Annotated in this window: 15 protein-coding genes; 6 read left to right on the top strand and 9 right to left on the bottom strand. The window is 44.4% G+C overall.

The window, feature by feature from the left end; all coding sequences use genetic code 11:
- Window positions 1-119 precede the first annotated feature (119 nt).
- The 4 genes from AC58QD_RS06310 to AC58QD_RS06295 are packed head-to-tail and all read left to right on the top strand — an operon-like array spanning window position 120 to window position 3,999.
- Window positions 120-2,411, top strand: a complete 2,292-nt coding sequence (locus AC58QD_RS06310) for a glycosyl hydrolase family 28-related protein (RefSeq protein WP_497331152.1) — start codon at window positions 120-122, stop codon at window positions 2,409-2,411.
- Complete coding sequence (locus tag AC58QD_RS06305) at window positions 2,362-2,529, top strand: hypothetical protein (protein WP_497331150.1); 168 nt, start codon at window positions 2,362-2,364, stop codon at window positions 2,527-2,529. The genes AC58QD_RS06310 and AC58QD_RS06305 overlap by 50 nt, the downstream gene beginning before the upstream one ends.
- Before the next feature lie 31 nt (window positions 2,530-2,560).
- Window positions 2,561-3,034 (top strand): NanQ anomerase/TabA/YiaL family protein, encoded by a 474-nt coding sequence (locus AC58QD_RS06300; protein WP_497331148.1) that lies wholly within the window; start codon window positions 2,561-2,563, stop codon window positions 3,032-3,034.
- A 20-nt stretch (window positions 3,035-3,054) separates the two neighbouring features.
- Window positions 3,055-3,999, top strand: a complete 945-nt coding sequence (locus tag AC58QD_RS06295) for a dihydrodipicolinate synthase family protein (protein ID WP_497331146.1) — start codon at window positions 3,055-3,057, stop codon at window positions 3,997-3,999.
- Window positions 4,000-4,730: 731 nt separating this feature from the next.
- Here AC58QD_RS06295 and AC58QD_RS06290 read toward each other — a convergent pair.
- Together AC58QD_RS06290 and AC58QD_RS06285 are read right to left on the bottom strand one after the other, a co-directional pair.
- The gene (locus AC58QD_RS06290) at window positions 4,731-5,615 is read right to left on the bottom strand and encodes a hypothetical protein (RefSeq protein ID WP_497331144.1); all 885 of its coding nucleotides are present in this window, start codon (window positions 5,613-5,615) and stop codon (window positions 4,731-4,733) included.
- Window positions 5,616-5,720: 105 nt separating this feature from the next.
- Window positions 5,721-9,371: a P-loop NTPase fold protein gene (locus AC58QD_RS06285; RefSeq protein ID WP_497331142.1), complete on the bottom strand. Its 3,651-nt coding sequence runs from the start codon at window positions 9,369-9,371 to the stop codon at window positions 5,721-5,723.
- 579 nt (window positions 9,372-9,950) lie between these two features.
- Between AC58QD_RS06285 and AC58QD_RS06280 the strand changes: the two genes are divergently transcribed.
- Both AC58QD_RS06280 and AC58QD_RS06275 read left to right on the top strand, forming a co-directional pair.
- The gene (locus tag AC58QD_RS06280) at window positions 9,951-10,394 is read left to right on the top strand and encodes a hypothetical protein (protein ID WP_497331140.1); all 444 of its coding nucleotides are present in this window, start codon (window positions 9,951-9,953) and stop codon (window positions 10,392-10,394) included.
- Between the two features lie 88 nt (window positions 10,395-10,482).
- Entirely contained in the window at window positions 10,483-11,274 is a 792-nt protein-coding gene (locus AC58QD_RS06275; RefSeq protein WP_497331138.1) for a C40 family peptidase, read from the top strand.
- Between the two features lie 27 nt (window positions 11,275-11,301).
- Here AC58QD_RS06275 and AC58QD_RS06270 read toward each other — a convergent pair whose 3' ends face one another.
- The 7 genes from AC58QD_RS06270 to AC58QD_RS06240 form a co-directional block, all read right to left on the bottom strand.
- Window positions 11,302-12,498 (bottom strand): hypothetical protein, encoded by a 1,197-nt coding sequence (locus AC58QD_RS06270; protein WP_497331137.1) that lies wholly within the window; start codon window positions 12,496-12,498, stop codon window positions 11,302-11,304.
- A complete protein-coding gene (locus AC58QD_RS06265) occupies window positions 12,453-12,605 on the bottom strand; it encodes a hypothetical protein (RefSeq protein ID WP_497331135.1) in 153 nt (50 codons plus the stop codon). Before AC58QD_RS06265 ends, AC58QD_RS06270 begins: the two co-directional genes overlap by 46 nt.
- Before the next feature lie 21 nt (window positions 12,606-12,626).
- The gene (locus tag AC58QD_RS06260) at window positions 12,627-13,520 is read right to left on the bottom strand and encodes a hypothetical protein (RefSeq protein WP_497331133.1); all 894 of its coding nucleotides are present in this window, start codon (window positions 13,518-13,520) and stop codon (window positions 12,627-12,629) included.
- A gap of 17 nt (window positions 13,521-13,537) precedes the next feature.
- On the bottom strand, window positions 13,538-15,745 hold the full coding sequence (locus tag AC58QD_RS06255; RefSeq protein WP_497331131.1) for a hypothetical protein: 2,208 nt from the start codon (window positions 15,743-15,745) through the stop codon (window positions 13,538-13,540).
- A 77-nt stretch (window positions 15,746-15,822) separates the two neighbouring features.
- Window positions 15,823-17,871 (bottom strand): hypothetical protein, encoded by a 2,049-nt coding sequence (locus tag AC58QD_RS06250; protein ID WP_497331129.1) that lies wholly within the window; start codon window positions 17,869-17,871, stop codon window positions 15,823-15,825.
- 15 nt (window positions 17,872-17,886) lie between these two features.
- Entirely contained in the window at window positions 17,887-19,968 is a 2,082-nt protein-coding gene (locus AC58QD_RS06245; RefSeq protein WP_497331127.1) for a phage tail protein, read from the bottom strand.
- Window positions 19,946-21,916 (bottom strand): putative baseplate assembly protein, encoded by a 1,971-nt coding sequence (locus AC58QD_RS06240; protein WP_497331125.1) that lies wholly within the window; start codon window positions 21,914-21,916, stop codon window positions 19,946-19,948. Before AC58QD_RS06240 ends, AC58QD_RS06245 begins: the two co-directional genes overlap by 23 nt.
- Window positions 21,917-21,934 lie beyond the last annotated feature (18 nt).

Genomic DNA, 21,934 nt, shown 5'->3' with positions numbered 1-21,934 from the left:
CGTCCACATCATTTTATAGCCAAATAGTGAATGTCGCTATCAGATCTGTATAGGCATTCATAAGAAATTCATCATATAATCAAAACCAAACAAAGAAATCGCTTTCATGGGAGAGATGAATGATGGGTAAACAACCTGATGGCAATCATGACCTTTTAGAACAGCATCAAACTGAGGGGACAACTTCACAGCTAGAGAAGGAAGGAGATAAAAAGCTTAGTCGGCGCATGCTGCTCGCTACTCTCGGGATCACAGGAGCTTCCCTGGCAACAGGAGGTATCATTAACGCCATGAACGGGAGCGGTTCCGTCACCGGTTCCGTTTACGGTAATCCTCACATAGTCGGAGCGGATGATGTCTCCTATCAGTACGCAGGGAATACGACTGCACGTACTGTGGGCGAAAAGTTGCGTGAGTCTATGTCAGTGCTGGACTTTGGTGCAATCGGGGATGGAGTTGCGAATGATGCTCCGGCGATTCAACAAGCGATTGATCATGCCGCCGGGACTGGCGGAGGCGTTATCTTTTTTCCAACGGGGTCATATCGCTTGGCCTCGCAAGTACAGCTCCCTTCCAACATTACCCTTCAAGCCGAACCCGGTACAGTAAAAATCATCATAAACGGAACTAACGTGAAAGTTCCATTCATCACGGTGTCTCATTGTAGAACGGATCATTCCTTGTTTGCAACGAATATCCATTTATATGGACTTGATTTTATCAATCAAGCTAATCTTGGCCCTGGAATTCAATATGTTACCTACTGTGCATGGTACAGCATCAATGTCAGAAATGTATCGATGTGGAGATGTACGTCACACAACATGGGGCTCCAATACATGACCCATGCAGCAAGACAATGGGGTACTTATAATCAGGCACTTTCCAATAACAACGACCCGAACATCGATCCGGCCGTATCCGCAGGCATGTCTCCCAACGGAGGAGATTTGAACGAGAATTTTCTGTTTTCCGAGAATCAGACCTATGTACAGGAAGGGTCGCTTGTGCAAATGTTCCGCTACGAGTTTTGCGAGAAGGGACTCATTCAAGGTAATGATTCCGTTCGGGGATCAATCAGCGGCTGGGGCGGCGCGGCTGGCATAAATCAAGGCGGGAATCTCCAACACTATCGCCGTTGCCGCCATGTGAATCGGATCCATAATCGGCTGTTCGAGCCGAATGCGCTATATATCATTAATGGTTATATGTGCAACGATACCGGTAACTACGTCGAACGGGGGATTGATCTCGGAATTGACTATGAAGGGTGCTTTTATTGTACTGCCGAGCATAACATTGTGAAGAATTCCGGTAACGGCTCGCTCGCGATCTTCTATGCTTCGGTAGGAAATAAATTCATTGGAAATACTTGTATCGAAGACGGATCCGCCAAAAATATCAATGATCTTTTTCAATTAGGAACTAAATGGGATCCGAGCAGCGGCAATTATTTAGTCACCAACAAAGGTACGGGATTTACGAATATCGCGAGTACGGACGAGTGCGTGTACATCGGCAACGAATTTGTCTGGTTAGGAGAAGAAGGGGCGGGAATTATTGATATTGGTGACTTTTCCCATTACACGTTCCGCGACAATAAATTAACTAATGTCGTCATCGACATGAACTTCAATAACTCGGGGAACAGTCTGCTATCCCATAATGAATTTCATGTTACCCGGGATCTGAAGAAGAACATTGTCGACATTGGGGATTTATCAGGCGCGGTGTCCCAATGGACAACGATCGAATATAATGATTTCTACATTAAAGCGCAACAATCGAGTGGAACGAGTGCGATCAACATATTTAACGATGCGGGTCAGCCTGTGAAGACGTACGTGATTGGTAATCGGATCTATGACTCCAAAAATTATATCGAGTTTGATCTATCGGTTGAAGGGGCGTCCGCGTCAGCGATAGGCATACACATCTTCGTGATTAGAGACAATCTACTGAAAAATGTGCGTAATAAAAGCGCCAAGCTAGCCAGAGTCCTTTTGCAGCTATCGAATAATTACAGCTTTCAAGGAAAACCATTTCCAATCGGAGACGGCACTCCTATACTGGAACAGTTGGGCGATGGCGTTCAGATTGTGGCAGGAACCAAATTTCCTTACACGAATCTAGAAGGGAAGACGAGGGAAGGACTCCTAGCGATGAACGATGGATTTTTAATAGCTGATGTCCGAGGACGGCAGGCATCTACCTCCTACCAGCAGGGAGTTGTGGCGTGGGCTTCCGTGCAATCGATCGATAAAGTATATTTTTGCATCACGGCCGGTACGTCAGGCTCTGGCAATTTTACCGGTAATGAAGAAACCAGCATACACGATGGAACCGTCGTATGGAGATATCTTGGACGCAGGCAAGTTTTATCCGAATACGGGAGTATCGGAAGTTCTTAGTGAGGAAATCAACGTCGCTCTCATAGGACTGCTGGATGCCGAATGCTTCCGGGTGCACGAATATTTCGGTCGCGACGCCGACTCCGTTATGAAGGTGCTTAAGCAGTTCAAGAAATAGCTGGATTTACTATAAGTTGGGGAGGGTACTTGTGATCGTTAGCGATATTGCAAATTGGGAGCGGGAGAAACTGGCTTTTTCACAAGCCATCCGTACGGGAATGGAATATATACTTCGTACCAAGTTCTCTGGAATGAAGAACAGAAAATACGATATCGCGGGTGAACAATTGTTCGCATTGCTTCATGAAATCGTAACCGAACCAAAAGCTTCGCGTAAGCCGGAATCGCATGAGAGCTATATCGATATTCAATATCTGCTGGATGGAGAAGAACGGATCGGGGTTGCACGAGCCAACGGTAAGGAGATTATAGCGGAAAATCTGCTTGCGGACAAAGATGTGCTCTTCTACTCCAACGTGGACAATGAAACAGACCTGCTGCTCAAGCCGGGTATGTTTGCCGTATTTTTCCCATCGGACATTCACCGGCCCTGCTGTAGTGTAAAGAACAACGCAAAGATCCGCAAAGTTGTAGTCAAGATTCACAAGGATTTACTAATTTAAAAGAAAGGGATGTACAGGCAATGAGCATAACGATTTCGAACGGCGTTTGGCCTACGATGATTACGCCCTTCACCACTTCCGATGAAGTAGATTACTCAGGCTTGGAGCAATTGATTGAATGGTACATCGATCGGGGCGTTCATGGATTGTTCGCTGTTTGCCAGTCTAGCGAAATGTTTTATTTAACATTGGAGGAAAGGGTGGAAATCGCCCGTTTCGTCAAGGAGAAAGCAGCTGGCCGGGTTCAGGTAATCGCCTCCGGACATATTTCGGATCAGCTCGAAGACCAGATTGAGGAGTTACAACGCATTGCGGAAACCGGCGTGGATGCGGTTGTCCTTGTGAGCAATCGTCTTGCGACAGCAGAAGAGGATGATAAGGTATGGATCAACCATACGACGAAGATTCTGAATGCGATTCCGGAAGTACACTTCGGCATTTATGAGTGTCCCTATCCTTATAAGAGGCTGCTTTCGGCGGAAACGTTAAAATGGTGCGCGGACACGGGTCGATTCCAGTTTCTGAAGGACACATGCTGTGATCTGCAGCAAATTCAGGCAAAGATGGCGGCCGTGACGGGCAGCGGACTTAAACTGTTTAACGCGAATTCAACGACGCTGCTTGAATCTCTAAAGCTTGGCGCAGCCGGTTTCAGCGGCGTGATGGCCAATTTCCATCCGGATCTGTATGTCGAGCTAACGGAGCAATGGAGCCATGATTTGGAAAAGGCTGAGAAGCTGCAGACATTCTTGTCGGTGGCGTCGTTAATTGAGTTTCAGATGTATCCCATCAACGCCAAGTACCATATGCAAAAACGGGGGCTGACGATAGATAGGACAAGCCGGATCAAAGACGATTCCGCTTTAAAAGGAAATCACCGCCTCGAAGTGGAACAGCTTGAACGGCTTGCGGGGACTGTAAGACACCAGCTTTTGTTGAAAGAAGTTGAACAGGAAAGAGTGTGAGACTTCACTGGTGATTGCTATAGATCGCGGAAAGCAAATCGGGCCGAATGCTCCAACAAAATTTTTAAGGTTAAAGTAAAAAAAAGTCACGACAAACAAACGTGACTTTTTTTATGGGGGAAACAGAGCAAGCAATAATCGGCACAAGTTCTTGACACTCGACAAACAAAAAGGTTGTGAGACATGGGATTTATCAGGTTCATAGACATATGTACAAAATACGGGTTTTGTGAATATGTAATTGTATAATAGGTTTGTCCGTGTCCGTCGGTCGTTGTCGGATGACAAGAACTTGTACCGATTAATAAAAAAGCTGTGATTACACAGCTTTTCATGTTCGCAGCGTTTTGAACTTGTTAATAAAAAAACACTGACTTACGACTTACTCAGTCAGTGTTTTTATTCAATGTAATTCGTAACAATTTTTATTTCTTTCATCACATTTGAATTTGATTTCGCTTCGTATTTGTTACCTACATACTGAAGCAAGCATGAAAATGTAAGTTATTATACTCTTTCCCGAAGCTAACATAATACATTGGAATTTCATCAATTAAATCAACGTTCGGCCTTGTCTTCTTTGAAGCAAATATTCTAGCCGCATCAAGCCAACGGAAGAATAAATTAAGCAATACATGTGATCCAACTTTACTTTTCGGCCTTACCTTACTATCTGGTATTTTGTCCTTTTTTCCGCCCCCAATTTCATTGAAGATGTCGATCTGAATCTATTATTTTTCACTTTTCAACACATACTGAATCTTCAAAGTGCCATTATCCCATCGTCCAAAAGCGAATCGCCATGCCAGTTTAAAATCCTCAGTACGTTCCCCATACTCATCTGAATACTTGAGTTTCAGCTTAAGTTCGAATAACTCCTTTTCGTTCTCGTTGGGTTCGGGGTTTTCTCTCTTCTTTATTATCAAATAACTGATCAGCCTAGCTACACTATGATTTAACGAATATACAACATTTGCTTGATGATTTAGCCTCAGTGGTACACATGAGCCAATAAAAACCGAATCATACTCTTGATCAAGGTTTGCTAAGTGCCTATCTCTACCCGACTGTCCAGTTACAATCACTGCAGTACTCTTCCTACTTACATCCTGCTCCGGTTCATCCCCCAATTCAGTAACATCTACATCGAACAATCTCATAAATATGGGAGGTGCAATTTCCTTAATTGCATTAATAGTTTCTTCAAAATCGTTAAGTATCAATGTTACTTCAATATTCTTGGCTATCGAGCCACCAACGTTATTAATTTCAATAAGAATCGGATTGTCATAATCAGAATCATTACCTGTATCAGAAAAATCTATTTTTTGATGCAAAATTTCAAGCTTTGCTCTACTATCTTCAATCTTCGTTTTCTCTTGATTTTTGATAGTTAACATTAAAGCCACATAAGTAAAAAATCCACCTATCAATCCCCCAACAATATTCCCATAAAAAGTAAACCAATCTCCAGTTGCGCCTCTGGCCTGACCACTGTCCCAAATAAACAAATAATTAAACAAAACTGGCACTGCAATTAATGCAATGAACAATATTACAATACCGAAAAAAAATTTACTTTTAAAAAATCCCGTTTTTACTTTATTGTTTCCCAAAAATATTATCCCCCTATTTCTCCTTTAACTGTTCTCTGTAAACCTTGCTTTTCTTAAGAATTTATTTAGTTATCCCAAACTGCGCAATAAATAAAAATGTTTTCTTTATTTCCGCCATCCAAATCTCGATTTTATTAATTTAACTTCCTCAGTATATATATCCTTCAAATCATATATCTTATCTCTGAAAACCGCTGTTGTTCGTTTATCCGGGCTCAAACGATTAATAATACGTAATGCTAATACTGCCCTTTCATCCTTGAGTCCGAGTGCAGTCTCCAATGTAGATCTTTGGGGAAGTAGCATATCTTTTCTTACTTCTAGTGCCCTGTTCACTGCAATCATTTTCCATTTCTTGATTCCACTTTGGTTAGTTTGCTCAAGCGTATCGTTTATCCAATCATTTAACAGTTCCGAATTAACATTGTCAATAATACTGTTGACTAATGATTGATTAACCTTTTCACTAAATGACCATTGTTGTAGGTGGTCAATGTAATTTAATAACGGTTGTGCAATAAAGGTTTTGACTAACATCATACCAATAATGTCTTTTACAGCACTATTTGAATTCAGCTTTTCTTGAAGAATGTTCTCTATGTCAATATAATTCCAACGACGTGCTATAGCATTCTGGTGTAATGGATTGTTAATATTACAATGCATCACCAGCAATTCATTATAAATACCATGGTCCATACTACAGTAGTTATGTAGTTGATCCAACAACTTTTCATTAGTGGGGGCATCGAGAACTAAAAGAATTGTAGTCCCCTGATCATTCCCATTAGTCAATTTATCTAGTGCTTTGTTCCAGTCAAGATAAAAGTTATCTAAGAGAGAATCCATAATAATATTTGTATACTTTTTTGCATTTCTTTTAACTGTGACTGAGTTACTATACGCTGCACCAAGATCAATCCTGACCATCTCAAAAATACAATTAACTATATTGGACTTTGCATCCACATCGTCAGAGTACAAAATCTCAATTAACTGAATGCGATCTCGAAACACATTCTCGTTCCAGTTAAGCCAATCACTTTGATTAATCGGAAACCAGTTAGCAGCCTGTTCTCGAACCTTTCTTAACCAAATTTTATTTTTTGTCAACTCGATCACATTCTTTATTGCTTCTGATGGTCTTCCGTTCGATTCAGCAGTTTTAATTTCAGTGACAATAGTGTTTATTAAGTCGGTATCATGCTCCAGATATTCTGCTCTTTCATTAGCAATTTCCATAAACAATTTTTGTACTTCCCCATCTAGGTCGAAATCGAAATGCTTCGTACAAAAGACTTCAACTCCAGGCACGTCTCTCCAAGCCTTTATCAAAGTAATATAGTCCTCATCATGCTTATTCGCCCACCAGTTCTCGAATACTTTTTGAGTCAAAGGTTGAATCAATTCATCACTAATTTGCGGTAAATATTTTTTCAACCGAATATGATCTTCAATATCAAACCCCTCAAAATTATTGTTATTTCCCATTAGAGTTATTAAATGCTGCAGTTCTGAAATGTCAGGGTTCTCTTCATAAGCTGAGCACCACAACGACCCAATACCTGTAACAAACTCTATATTCTTAAAATTATGTTGTTCTAACAAATCTGTAATAATTCTACAAATAACGTTTGTATTCGAAATTTCCGACCACTTAATCAATAATTGCCTCATATTCAATTGCGGCAGTTTATTAGTTGTAACGACTTTATTCATTAATTCAATCCAGTTAATTTGATGTGCAATACTATTTCCAAATTTTAATTTCTCTAATGTATCGAGTAAAACATCACCTTTATTCTCAGTTAAATAGCACGTTGATAATTTGTCTCCAAAACCCGAAATATTGAGCTTGTCCACAAATTCTGATTTTTCAACCCATAGTTCAAGCAGTTCTTCATAAACATTAGATAATTCCAGACTCTCTCCGTAGATTGTCCAGGTAGTAGAGTTTGTATTTAGATTTTCAAACGAGGTACATACATCAATAATTGAGCATTTACCTAATGAATCTGTGTTTGCCTGAAGGAATTTTTCCCAGCGAGGCTTATCCATCTCACTTGTGTACATAAAAGTTTCACTGTATCCCACAAGTACTTTTACACAATTTTCTAATACAATACTGTCATTGACATCCAAATCTTCTAACAGTGATGATAAAACAACATACTTTTCCCCAACTTGAAGCCCAATGAAATTTGTTTTGAAATACTCCTGTTCACCATCAAATAAGTTTTCTCTTATTTTTTCCAGATGAGGTTTACCACTAAGAGGGTTTAACATTTCGTTATTAAAATAAACATACGGTCGTGGGTCAACTGGTATATAATCTTGGATTCGTGAAAGAAATGACCTCAGCTGTTCCAACCAATCATCATTATTCCCCTCAGGTTGGCTATCCTCACCCACTATACTCGCTGGATCTATAAGATACTTTTGCTCATTAAAGGGTTTATGTATCATAAAAGGTTGCTCACTGATTTTCAAAAAATATCTTGGATAATCAGTCTTTAAAACTGTAAAAATTGCAACAGCAGTTGGATCTTTGGTAAGAAAATCATATCCTGATTCAGCATCTCTTCGAGAAACCATATACCAATCAAATGAAAACGCATTTATTATTTTTTTAACTTGCCGCGGTGTCTTTACTCCTGAATGAATAAGTACACCTAATACACGATCTACACTTAATTTCTTATCTTGAGTCCATTGTAATTTTTGTTCTTGTAATAGTTTTCTTGCAAAACGACCCATATTAGTTTTTTCTAGTATAGGTAGATGTAATTGTAAGTCGAAAGTTTTATTTAAGAATTCAGACACAGCATTTTTGTCAATGTTTTTGTCAGCTAATGCATTCATGATACCATCACGAAGAATTTTTTCATCACATGGGATAATAAATGCACACAAACTTGATCTTAAAAATGTCTTAATGGTATTTAACGCGGCAACTAATTGCTTCGGGGGTAAACGATCCATATCATCAAAAACAAGAATTAGTCTCTTACCATGATTAGCAACCAAATATTGTGTAACAGCTTTTTCAAATCGGTCTTCAAATTGATCCCCATGTTGCAGTGCAATTTCTTGTGAGCTCTTTTGAGAGGTGGTTTGAAGACTACTTTTCGAAATTATTGCATATAACACGCTTACTATTATCAGAATAGTTTGATTAACAAAGGAAAGAGCCCACGGATCTTTTATATTAAAGAAAATGTCAAACAATATTGAAATTATGATTAAAGAACAAATATAAACGGCAATCGCAATACCAAAACGTTTTAATCCTGCTTTATTAACTAATGTAAGAATTCCAGTTGTTTGCAAGGCCTCTTGTCTAGTTGTCACCACATTAAGACCTTCTGGGTTCTCCACCTTTAGTTGTGCCTCAACCTCACGTACAATTTTGCGATGTAGGGAAGGAGCATCATCTGCAAATTTCCATACATGAATGAATTTTAGAAAGTACTTTTGTTGATCCTTTTCAGAACTAATTCGGTCATTTAGTAAATTCAGTACAGATGTTTTTCCGGAGCCCCAGCTACCCAGTAATCCAATATGCAATGGTAACTGTCCATGTTCGAGTACTTCCAATATCAAATCAGCCATTTGACCGTATTGAAATTTGTCCTCGTTTCGATTGGATACTGGTAAGTCTTGTAGATAAAGGTGGTTTGATTGTTTTTTCCTTGATGCACTTATAGCCCCTCCCGGAAGGAGCTTTCCAAATTGCTTTAATATTTTTTTTATCATTTTGCAACTCCTGTTCGGGTTAGCTTATTTAAATGAAATTCGACATATTTTCCCATATTCCTTCTCGAACAAAGGACTCAATATAAGTCAAATGAACTACACCTCAATAGAAATGACCCAACTCGAAAATTATTATCATCACTTTAATCGGCAAAAGGTACAAGTTCTTGTCACAAAACGGCAATAGGTACAAGTTCTTGTCAAAAGCAATTGACAAGAACTTGTACCTATAAAACAAAAAAACCGCCATTTGGCGGTTAGTAATCGGCACTAAATATTTGTGTAAGCAAAACTGAATCTTACTTCATTATAGGTTTGTCTCCGATAATCAGTATTTAATAATACAAGGTCTCCAATATGATGTAAATAAGTTAACATATCTTAGGTTATGTTAACTAGCGTCAACACCTCCTGGCTAATTTCAAGCGACAATTGACATTCAATGTCGATGACTACACACCCATTCTCGCCGATCGGCACATACGCTGTAGCTAAGTGCTCCCTCCTACTTCATTCGGGCCAATCCATTGTTATTGTGCATAAGATAGAGTTGAAAAGTGGAAAAAGGCTGGTGATACCTTGGAAACAAAACCGATCGAGACGAAATCTATTCGGTACTACAACTTGAAGTACCATTTTACAATCACCTTTCCGGAATGGTGGTATAGACATACTGTTGCTTCAAGTCCCGTTATCCATAAAGGAGAGATCTTCATTTCGTTTGTATTCCGATACGGAGGCAAGACGACCAACTACCCATTACTAACAATTATCTTGTCTCCGTTCGGAGCGAAGGAGTGGAAAAATCGGTATGCAGATTCCCCGTTAGTGTTTTTAACAGAATTCAAAGGACATTCGTTCAGCTACGTTTTGCCTGAAGAACTCCCGGACATATTCCTCAAACTGGATAAATCCGATTATGATTACAAACGATTCGGGAAGCAAATTGGCCTGCTCAAAAAGATGGTAACCTCGGTGCCTGGTATTGTTAAATCATTTAGACCGACCTCCCTTTACCGATAAAATCAACATATTCTCTACTCCCTGAATACTCGCTTCACATGCGAATCCTATAGAATTCTAAATGTACCACTATACGGAGGACGAGCCTGTGAAAAAGAAATGGTTAACAACTGCCCTATGCGTCATGATCGGCCTTTCTCTGATGCTTAACATTGCATTTGCTACAGGAGTGGCCAAAGTAGAACTGGATGTGGTTCCCTTCCGGTGGGTGGTTGGCGGGAAAGCCTTCAGCTCCATTGCGCCTTACTTTGACGGTGAAGTAGAACTTCCTTCGAGCCTGAATTATAAAGGAACCACTTATGTCCCCCTCCGCCTCGCCGCACAATCTCTAGGCTATCGAGTACAATGGAATGATTCCTCCAAAACTGCTGTCATCTCCTTGGAAAACGAGGATGATCCCGTTGCTGATCAAATAGATTCTAGCGGGAATTATCCCAACTATAAATTTGTTCCCACGCAAGTTGAAGTACCTGTGTGGGAACAAAGGGCAAATTCCAGCATTATTCTCGGGTTAAAGTATATGGGTACTCCATACGATTTCGGAGCTGCCCTGGGACAAACCGATACGTTCGACTGCTCCTCTTTCACTAATTTTGTGTTTAAAGAGATTGGGATCAAATTGCCGCGAAATTCCCGTCAACAGAGCGAACTTGGATTAGAGGTCAGTGTGGACCAAATCAGGAAAGGCGACCTGCTGTTTTTCACCACGCCAAAGCGTAAAGACAAAACCGGAATAGAACGAATTGGACACGTGTCCATCTATATTGGCGACAATAAAATGCTTCATACATACCGGGTTGGAATTGGTGTGGTCGTATCAGAGCTTGATGAGCGATGGAGAAATCGGTTCATTACGGCAAAGCGGATAATTAATGAGTAAATTCGTCTTCTTCAATTAACTATGGTCCTACCTTTCCCTCGGTACGGGCATATTGCCATAAAACATCGACCAGAGAGCCTCCCGATTGGCCAATACCCATGATCCTATGGAGGCAGAATCCAGATCTCTCCAGAAAAGCATGCCTGTGGTGGGGACGGCTGAACCTGCTCCCCTCTCGAGCATCTCGCTATAATCTAGCAAATAATCTGCTACATCCTCTGGGACAGGACTTGGCACTACACCATCCCTCATCACTTGCAGCATAAAGTGATACATAAGCCAACCACCAGGCTCACTGCTCATCTCCAGAGAGAATCCTGTATGTGCGGCAACTACGTTAAGCTCATGAAGATGTCGGGACAAAATAGCGTTCACATTCGCCAGGATGGCTTGAGTCAGCGGCACCAAATAAAGATTGGCATACAATCCCATATGAGCGGACAGACCGAGCAACGTTCCTCCCGAGCTGAACACCCCCGCCACGGTATTAATTCCGTTTGTCGCTGTACTCAGCTCGGTCGGACCTTGAATATTCACAAGACTGTACATCAGGTTAGCCGCAGCCAAAATTTGGTTCACGACACTTAGCATCTCCGTATAGCGTGATACCTGCGGGATTGTTCCTCCACGAGCTGTAACAATTGCGGATGCCATCTCACGGCTAAGCTCATGTAGACCTAACCCGATATCTGTAACTGTACCGATATAGTTCACTACTTGGGCGAGAGCATCCTCGTCACCGCTTAAGAAAGCGCTGCGCATCTGATCACGGAGCTCTTCCTTCTCCTGTAGAAGACGAGCTCCGGCCCGGGCAAGCTCCTCCCTGGCTGACTCCAAATCTCTTTCAACTTGATCAGAGATATAAGTCTGGAGATTCGCCCTTATAAGCAGAAGCTCCTGGTACCAGAGCGAAGCTTGACTCCCCGCTGCTGAGTCTAACGGCTCATCTCCCCGTCGCAGCAAATATGGTTGCAGCTGTGCCATGCCGCTCAACCATTCCTCAGCTTGAATCCGGACGGGGGCGTCTTCTCCCACACCTTCCAGTTGATTCCGCAATTCGTGTGAAAGTGTTAAGCTAATAGAAAGCAGCTGACCATACGTTTGCGGCGCATAAGGTCCGAACCGAATGGCCTGAACTTGGGCCGATTGGGTAGTACTCGAATCCACACGATCCTGGATCAGCTGCTGCATAGCTTGATTGCCAATCCGTTGCTGTAATTGCATAATCGGAACACCCGTACGCTGCCAGAACCATCCATCCGTGTTCCGGACGATCTGCTCGAGATCCGTTGCTCACGATCTCGGGTCATTTGATCATATTCGCTCCCCATGCGTTCAGCCCCCCTTGCTTTTTAGTCATATAAGGGATAAGTGATAAAGCTTAACACATCTAATCCATTCCGAAGTACATTCCCATACCAAGGCTGAGAGGAATCGCCGTGCGGTGAATTCGTTGTTTCAATCGTCCAATTGATGATTTCCCCACCCAGATCGAACCTTTGGCTTAACACTCTGTTATATGCCGAGTTAAAGGCAGCGTTGGCCCGCTCATTACTCATAGGATCAAGCGCCAGTTGATTGATCCCTGCTTCTATTCCTGCTGCGAATGCTTCCGGCATATACATTACTTCACCGATAGCTTCACCGAGTGCCGGAACGTTCACATGAGTTAGAAGTGCCCAGGGCAAACGACTTATCGTTTGTACTCCATTGGCGAACTGAAAGGCGGCAACATGGATTTGATACGAGAATTCCGTGCTGCCCTCCGCCCTTTCAGTAAGCTCTTCATTCCCATGCTCGATTCCATACTGAAGCAGATTACTTTGAAGCGCCCATCGTGTCCGATTATTAATCGGGTCCCTTGCTGTATGACCAGCGGCAGCGGTGTAATTGGCTTCAGTGGTGGAAGGCGGAAGTACTTGGGAGTAAATGTTCCCCGTGTAATCCTCCGGAGTCTGCTGCGCCAATTGTTCATACTGATCGATCATGAAGTTGCGTGTGCTGGATACATCCGGATCTCGCTCATACTGGGTGCTGCGCTGCAGCTCCGCAAATCTGGCAGCCTCTGTATCATCAGGACTCAATCTTTGTTGAATCAACTGCAGCATAGCCTGATTTCCGACTCTCTGTTGCATTTGAACGAGCGAGGAGCGAGACCCGGAAGTAGGCATGGTAGACATCTCTGCTGAGGACTGCCTTTGCTCCTGCTGGTTTGATCTGGAGGATGAATCGTACCGTTTTCCCATGGGCCGCTTGCCTCCTTTTAATAAGTCAGATGAAAAAAGTCGCCTTCTCTCTTTAAATATCCCTCTTCCACCAGCTCCTTCAGAACCTCCTCCAGCTTTTCGGCCTTCCATAAGAGCGGATAGGATTGAAGCTGTTGGAGGCTGGCGCCGCCAGTCAAGTAAACACGGCTCAACACATATTCCTTATACCATGGAACATCGGATGATTCAGCCATAACATCACCGTTTTGGGTTGACGAAGGGATAATCCAATATCGAACCGTTAAATCAACAGACGGATCGGAACCGTTCTCATAACGAGCATCCTGCAGCACAATTCTGAACTGTTTTTTATTCAAGTCATAGATGACCGATATATTCGCATCAACTCCTACTATGGATCCCATCATCCCGGTAAAATCGTACTCCAACGCTGTTTGGATAGCAGCAGGACCATCGAAAGGAATCTCTATGTAAGGAGAAACGAGCATATCGCCGTTATTGACTTTACTATAGATGACCCGTCCCGTTATTACCTCACTTTTGGCAGGTGCCGAACCTCCTCCAGTGATATCAACGTGAAGCAAATCACCCTGCATGGTTGCGCTAGCGCCATCTCCAGAAAATCGTATACCTTTGGCAGAATAGGTGTTTCCAGCGAATCCAACGCTCATTTTCTGAGGATCGGCCAATATGCCCTTCAGGTTACTTACATTTATTGGATCTGAGCCGCCGGCTTGATGAGAATCGGCATGGGCAACACCGGAGATGTTAACTCGTACATGATCTTTAACCGTGGGGTCGGTAACTATCTGTACTCCCTTACCCTCGAATGAGAATCGTCTTGTCTGAATAAATTTATCCTTTTCTGTATAAACCGCTACCCATTGCGGGTCCGCCAACAGTCCTTTTAAGTCCGTAACGTCAATCGGATCTGAACCGCCAGCTTCATGAGTCTCGGAGTGGGGAACGCCGGAGATGCGGACTCGCACATGATCTTCAGCTTGAGAGGCGGTATCCACCTGAACACCTTCGCCCTCGAATGTGAATCGTCTTGTCCGAACAAAGTTCTCCCCATCTGTATATACCGCTACCCATTGCGGGTCCGCCAACAACCCTGACAAATTAGACACATCAAGCGGATCTTCACCATCAGCGCCATGTGACAAGCCGTGGAAAGGGAGCTTGCCCATTCGATCTTCTTCGAATTTGACAAGTCTGCCGAGTAAGGGGTTATTGTACACGAACCTCCTGCCCAGCTCACTCATCCGGGTTATGAATCCCTCTTCATTAATCGTCAATGTCGCTAGCAGCACACCAGGCTTCTTCACACCCGCCAAATCTTCATTTTTTTGTTCCGCAAAATGAAGCTCCACTGCCTTTTCACTCACTGCTTTTTCAGTAAAAATGGTCACTGTATTGGTCGAAGTCCGCTTCTCTTCAGCGCTCCCGCCATTTACTGACACAACGACTCTGCCGCTAATAGAATGTGGACCCGAGCTCGCACCTGCTCTTACAACGTAGCGCTTCTCTATTACAGTTCCCGCTTTTGCATTGGACACAATAAATCGCATCGGTTCGGTATGCAGTAAAACCAAGGATTCTGGCAGCTCATCCGTTACAACAGCTTCCCAAACATCATCAGGACCGATTGTCTGAAGTACAGTAAGCTTAATGACGACCTCAAACACATCTTCCCCCTTCACCCATTTGGCAGCCGTGCGTTCCAGCTTGAGCTTGCCTTTCTGGTACAGGCTGGAGGTTTCATTCCAAAGTGAAGACCAGCCAGTCTCTGTCCGAACGGGGGTTTCCGTTAAAGTGAGTCTAAAGTTTTCAAGAATCCGGTTTGATTCGGATATATCCTCGCAGGAGGAAGTATTCATTAACGCGGGCACCGGTTCTTTGGAGGCTTCATCGTATTCCAGCAGGAGATAAAGTGTCTTTGCCCCTTCTCTTTCGAGCGGATAACCAGTAACTTCACGAATATCCGTCTTCAGAAATTCCCGCCCAACGACAATTTCCCTGCCCCAGCCATCGATGGCCACGCCCGGATCGAGGCGAACTCCACGGTTATCCACGATTTCAGTATGCAGACCGCACACGATTCCTGCACCATGAACAAGACGGTTCAGCAGGTGGCGCTTCTCGTTGAAATAATCCTGCTCCGTTTCAAAATCGCGTACTGTCAACAGCTTTCCGTAAAAATAGTTATTTCTTTCGAAGGCTTTCAATTGCCCGTCAGACATGAGTTTGACCTCCTAGTCGATGTACATAAATGCTGATTCATAATTCAATTATGGTACTTCTAGAGATGAGTGCATGATTAAGTCATTACTACACGTCTGCTGTTAACTGTACCTCTATCGATCGTTTTGGGTAACGCCCACCAACGGACCCTAACGTTAACTGTGCTGCCTGTTGTGCTTGCATTCTTAAGACTGAAGTTTAGAATCTTCTCTGCTTTGTTAAAGGAAAAGGTGACCTTAACGTCGCTATGTGTCTCCAAATAAATGTGTCCATAATCAAGCACGTAAGTAATAGCCGGATCTGTTAACTCTGATAAATAAATGGGATCGGAGACAAAAGCTTGCCCGGCAAGTACGTTCTGAAAGAGGACATCGCCAGACCATACCCGGTATTGTGGAGGCTCAGGCGGTTTAGGGATGTACATATAGGCGTAGTTATTGTCCTCGCTAACCGTCACACCGTCGCCGTGAATATATATGCCTCTTGCCTGCACTCTTTCCTGCCCGTAAAGGATTTCCAACGTTTGGGGCTCGGCCAGTACGCCAGGAAGATTGGTAACGTTAATTGGATCATACCCGCCATCTTGGTGACTCTTGGCATGGGCGCCACCGCCAGGTCCGCCAGTGAAATGCACACTGAGATGGTCGTCTCCATATAGGCCAGGCTTTACCTCAACACCGCTGCCTTCGAAGCTGAATTTGCTGGCTGTAGTATAATTATCGCCATCTGTATAGACGATGATCTTCTGCGCCTCGGCTAACACGCCCGGCAAATTTGTTACGTTCAGTGGATCATAACCTGTCGCAGCGTGAGTATAAGCGTGACTTTGCATACCAGGAATAATAACGCGGACTTGGCCTGGTGATTCGGGAACTTCCTCAAGTGTAACGCCTTCGCCATCAATGTTCAGAAGACTTGCGACATATTCCTCTTCATCTTTATATAGCTTAATCTTCTGAGGTTGTTCTAAGAGACCGGGCAGATTCGTCACATCGAACGCATCTTCCCCACCGTGCTCGTGACTGGAGCCGTGATTAGGGAATGTCCGGAATCTGTCTTCCTCCTCAGAAATGAGCTTGGCGAGCAACGGATTGCCATAGACTACATGGGGTAAAAATTGCTCGATGCCAGTTATTACGCCTTGATCATTAACATCCAGCGATGCAATCACGACACCGTCCTCATCTGGACGATCCGATTCCGATTCCGACTCGGACTCTGTTTCCGTTCCGTCCAACTGGTCCAAGTAACGCTCAATCAAGAGATTCCGGAAGGTTCTTACCGAAACAACTGAGACAGTGCTTCCGCTCACCTCTCTCGGGTTAATCTCCTTCCCGTCATCGATATCATAAAGAGTTGCACGGATCACAGTAGTTGCTGGCTGGTTCCCTGCACGAACAACTACCTTTTTCTTGATGATCGTGCCTTCAGCCGGGTTCTCGACATGAAACAGCAAACCATCTGTGTGCAATAATGTTAAGGAAGGAAGCTCTTCTCTCAACTTGATGGATAGGGTGCCTGATACATCATGCTTGACGGTCAACTTTAACGAAATCTCGAAGACTTCGCCGGTTCTAATCCAACGAGGCCATGTTCGCTCTAATTGGATCGTTTCATCCGAATAAATAATCGCAGTCTCTGGTAAAGGGTTTAGTGGGGCATCCGGTTCAGGAGCGGTAGTGGTCAACTGTACTTTGAAGCTTTCCAGAATACGGTTCGTTTCGCAAGCCTCCCCGCAGCTTGAACCATTAGTAGTCGCCCGGACTCTGTCTCTCGGTGATTCATCATAGTGAAGCAACACATAGATTTTCTTATCTCCGCTTGCCTCAAGCGGATATCCCGGAAGCTCGCGGATATCCATCTTCTTGTATTCCCGGCTCACGACAATTTCTCGACCGCAACAATCGAGAGCAGCTCCGGGTTGTACCACAATCCCTCGATTGGTCTGTTCTCTCTCCGGCTTTACTTCCAGCCCGAACACAATCCCGGTCCCATGGATCAGACGGTTTAATAAGTGCCGCTTTCCATTGAAATAATTTTGTTCCGTCTGAAAATCCCGAACCGTCATTAATTTGCCGTGATAATACCGGTTCCTTTCAAAAGCATTAAATGTACCGGTGCTCATAAAATCGGTTCCTCCTTAGACAAGTACCGTCTCATTAGTCATCTTGGACCTGTTCTCGATTTGCCCGATCGCTATCGGATCTCTCAATACCGTATCTCGCTGGATGATCCCCGTCCCGATGGTGGAAGATGGAGGTGTGAGATAGGAATTGACACCCAAATACGTGTGCATATCCAGGTATACCCAGGGCTGGAGAACGGTTAAGCCTGCACTTGTATGGGCTGGTTTCTCTGCATCGAGAATTCGTTTAACAGTTCTGTATGCATCGTCAGACAGGATTTGATCGGTTTTCAACAGCACGCAGAAGCTGTAAGGATCGGTTCCAAAAAGCTTAGCCAGTATAGCCTTGACATCCGTGTCAGTAGCGCTTTGCAGCTGAAATTGCTCTACGATAAATGGGCGAATGCCGGTAAACAGCTCAACCATCTCTTCGATGCCTTCGCGCGTGCCCCGTTTCCGATACAGCGCCGGAATGTTCTTAACCAGCTTACGCAGGGCTGTCTCTGTCCAGTTCTCATCATAGGCAACGGCTAGCCATGAAGCGAGCCAACGTAAATATTCGCCTGATACGGCATCCGCATCGAACCATCGGGCAATCCGATCAATCTCCCGTTCTGAATTCGATAAAAAAGTTTCAAAAAGTGATAAAAAACGCTCAAGAAAGTCTCTGCTGCCTTCGTCCTCCTGATAAACAGAAGGCAAATAACGAAGATATGAATTTCTTGGAAATACCGCATGCAAGCTTTTTACGAGAGGTGACTGCTTCTCGCTGCCTATCAGCTTTAATCGGAGCCATAGGTACCTGCCTGATCGTCCTCGAATCAAGAGCTCTTGCGGATTCAAGAGCGGTTCCGACCAGTCTACCGGATTTGAATCGCCCAGTTGGTTCAATGCGTCCAGCTTGATTTGAGGGGTGAGCTCAGGATTATGTATAAAAGTGTCCATGTCTTGTTCAGCGCCCAGTAGTCGGAAGGTTGTATGATCTGCTGTCATATAGGAGACCTCAACCTGAGAATTAACTGGGATGATGCCGTCCAACACCAACTTATGCCATCTCGCAGCAGAAGCGGTGCTGTCAAGTGCTTTGGAGAAATAGACGCCGACTGCCAGCGGATCAGAAAGCTCCTTATTCAGTGTGTTTTCCAAGTGCAGGACGGATATTCGACTGGCCATGCGATCCAGGATGTACAAATGGTCGCATTCATCGAATACGATCTTGTCTGCTGGACCGCGATAAGCCGATAAAATTTCTACGGGTTGGCCATTCCGATCGAATTTATGTATAAACCGGTCTTCCTCTTCACCTCGAATAGGGCGGTTTTCTCCGATATACAGGAAACCCTTAGAATCAACAGCAAGTCCTGAAGGAGCCTCAAGAGGGATTGTAAATGCAGATATTTGTACTCCATTCGTGAATACATGCACCTTTTTCTCGCGACGCTCCAGCACGTACAAGGTGTCTTCCTCCGTTGCGGAAATGGCAATAGCGGTAGGCTCATATCCGTTTAATACGGAATGGCCGAATACGGAAACCGCTTTTCCACTGGGAGCGAATTTCACTATACAGTCTTGTTCCGCATCCAATGCGAACACATTCCCACTCTTATCGGCCGCCAAACAGGTTGGCTGCAAAGGGGCATCGATATCCAGCTTGTTGCGGACACCGTCCTCTCCCTCACCCGCTCGCCAAGTCAGCTGCCAATTCACACTGGCAAAATGAAGCATTCGGTGCTCGGCTTCCAGGTCGGCTGCAATCACCCAACCAGGAGAATATGCAATAGCCGATGGCTTCACAAACAAGGACTGCAGGCTGTCAACAGCATCGAAGCGGGCTTCTGTAACATCGTAGACGTATATAGAACGTGCAGCAGCATCCAACATATACAGAACTTGACAGGGCCCTGCTGTGATATCGGTTATCTCACTTCCATAGGGCAGTTCCGATATCATGATCGTTCGAGCTGGTGCATATTGAACCGTCTTCCGGATCGAGATTCCTTCAGGATCCACTTGAAGGTTGTACTGCAGTCCCTGCTCCCAGGCGTCCTTATGATTAATAGTGAGAAATTGATATTCATCTAGAGCGTTTGCTGCCATGACAACCTCCCTCCGTTTCGCAGCCTGCTTCCGTAGTTGTGACTTCGATCTGATGTCCCTCGGAATAAACAAGACTGAACGGTGAAATCATTACGTTTCCCATCCCATCCCGCTTTACTCCTGTGCCTGAAGCCGTGATTCGAATGCCCTGAGCACAATCTGTACCGGGAACCCGTTCAATCGCTTCATAAATCTCAGAGACGTATACCGGCCGACCGAACGGCCAGCCTGTTCCATCCGGACCTCCTTCAAGAGGGTGAAGGAAGTTCAGAAGGGAAGCGTGAATTTTCTCAAGCGTTGCGGACGGATTGAACCCGGCTTTTACCTGGACAATTCCTTCTATCGTAATTTTCACATAGTCAGGCGGAACGACTCGAATCTGTGTTGTAATGAGCCGATGCCGTTTCAGATTCCGCCATACCGTAGCGAGAAAGCCTTCACTCGGCAGCGGATTAGGAAATTCACTGAATGGCACGACTACTACTGTAACAACTCCTTTTTCCAAGGCATTATCCTTGCCAAGTAAGGGCAAAGCCTTTGCACGAGATACACGCAAACCAGGAGTCGCTATTGCAATCGTTTCGAAATCCTCGGATGTTACAGCCCGGGTACAGGCTGTAATTTCATCTCTCGCTCTACTTTTAGCTTCGCCCAATGTTTCTCGAGATGCTCCACCGCTAGCAGGGAGCCGATTTTCTACTGCAAGCCTCTGTAATCTCTCATCTGCATCTACCACCTTATTGATCGTGAAGGCCCCAATATTGCCTCCTTCTCCTAATGTGGATTGATAGATGGTGGCACGAATGTTAGGTAGCACGGAATGGGTCAATACTGACGGAATCGCTCCATTCAGACCGTCTCCGAAATGAATCCGACCAGCATGTGCCTCAAGCACATAATGCGGATCAGTTGGGCCAGAAGCGTCAAAGCTGTCGACCTGCTGCCACTCCGTCCATTGAGTGACCCCATTGGTAAACTCCTCCACACGAAGTGTCAAGCTTCCAGAAACGACTGGAAAGTGAGTCAAAGAGAACGTTTGGCCCGGGAGACCATTGGAGCGACCGATCTGTTCACTCGAGGTGATTGTTTGTACGGCTGAGATGGTATGCAGCGTCACCCCTTCCAGTCTAGGAGGAAGCTCATAGCTCCCTTGTCGAACTGTGGCCCTTATCCAATACATGCTTTCATCGAACGGGTACACCCTATGTTTCTGTGCGTCGTTGGGAGCTAGAAAGGTTAGCCTTCCGCTGCGAGACAGCATCTGAGTTTCGTCTTGTTCAACGGTCAGCGGTAACCAGGACCCGGCGTCCTTGCCTGAGTAATACTCCCAAGCCAGTTCAGCTGAGGGGGTTACATCAAGCAACCCGGTCCCCAGAGGAACCGCATACGATTCATACACACGAAACGTGACCGGGATTTTTTCACCATCTGGGAATGTTGGTTCAAATCCAAGATAAAACCGGCTGCCTGCATCCGCTTTTGGACCGAATGGGAAGTAGGTGAGCCCTCCGCGCAGATTCGAATCCGTATGATCCGTCACGCCTGATGAGTGAAAGCTTACGATTTTTTGGAGCCGAGTAGAATGAACTACGATTTGTTCTTCGGTTTCGAATGTGACATCTCCAGCTGCAAGCTTCGTCCCTTTAGGAACAATCACGCTCTCCCCATCTGTACTTATTAATGAGAAAGTGACGTCCGTTCGGGCAGGGGTCGTTTCTTGCGGTTTTACACCAAGCAATTTGAGAAATTTGAGTTCATTCTCTTCTCGGATCTGATCCAGATAATAATGCTGAAGCTCGGTCAACCAGGCAAACATTTCAATGAAGGTAACACCGGGATCGTGCACATTATGATCGGTCCATTCAGGTGCATAACGGGGAATCCATTTTTTGGCGTCATCCACCAGCTGATCGAAGGTCTTATCATCTAATTTCGGTAAAGGCAACACTGTATTCACCTCCTTTGT

This window comes from Paenibacillus sp. J2R1T-4, assembly GCF_059692235.1.
Note: the sequence above shows the minus strand (reverse complement) of the source record. Positions and strands in the feature narration are given on the sequence as shown.

Bases quoted from the DNA above. Each gene is read 5' to 3' on its own strand.
- AC58QD_RS06310 (WP_497331152.1), top strand. From the start codon at position 120: ATGATGGGTAAACAACCTGATGGCAATCATGACCTTTTAGAACAGCAT.
- AC58QD_RS06295 (WP_497331146.1), top strand. From the start codon at position 3,055: ATGAGCATAACGATTTCGAACGGCGTTTGGCCTACGATGATTACGCCC.
- AC58QD_RS06285 (WP_497331142.1), bottom strand. From the start codon at position 9,371: ATGATAAAAAAAATATTAAAGCAATTTGGAAAGCTCCTTCCGGGAGGG.
- AC58QD_RS06270 (WP_497331137.1), bottom strand. From the start codon at position 12,498: ATGCAATTACAGCAACGGATTGGCAATCAAGCTATGCAGCAGCTGATC.
- AC58QD_RS06265 (WP_497331135.1), bottom strand. From the start codon at position 12,605: ATGGGGAGCGAATATGATCAAATGACCCGAGATCGTGAGCAACGGATC.
- AC58QD_RS06260 (WP_497331133.1), bottom strand. From the start codon at position 13,520: ATGGGAAAACGGTACGATTCATCCTCCAGATCAAACCAGCAGGAGCAA.
- AC58QD_RS06255 (WP_497331131.1), bottom strand. From the start codon at position 15,745: ATGTCTGACGGGCAATTGAAAGCCTTCGAAAGAAATAACTATTTTTAC.
- AC58QD_RS06250 (WP_497331129.1), bottom strand. From the start codon at position 17,871: ATGAGCACCGGTACATTTAATGCTTTTGAAAGGAACCGGTATTATCAC.
- AC58QD_RS06245 (WP_497331127.1), bottom strand. From the start codon at position 19,968: ATGGCAGCAAACGCTCTAGATGAATATCAATTTCTCACTATTAATCAT.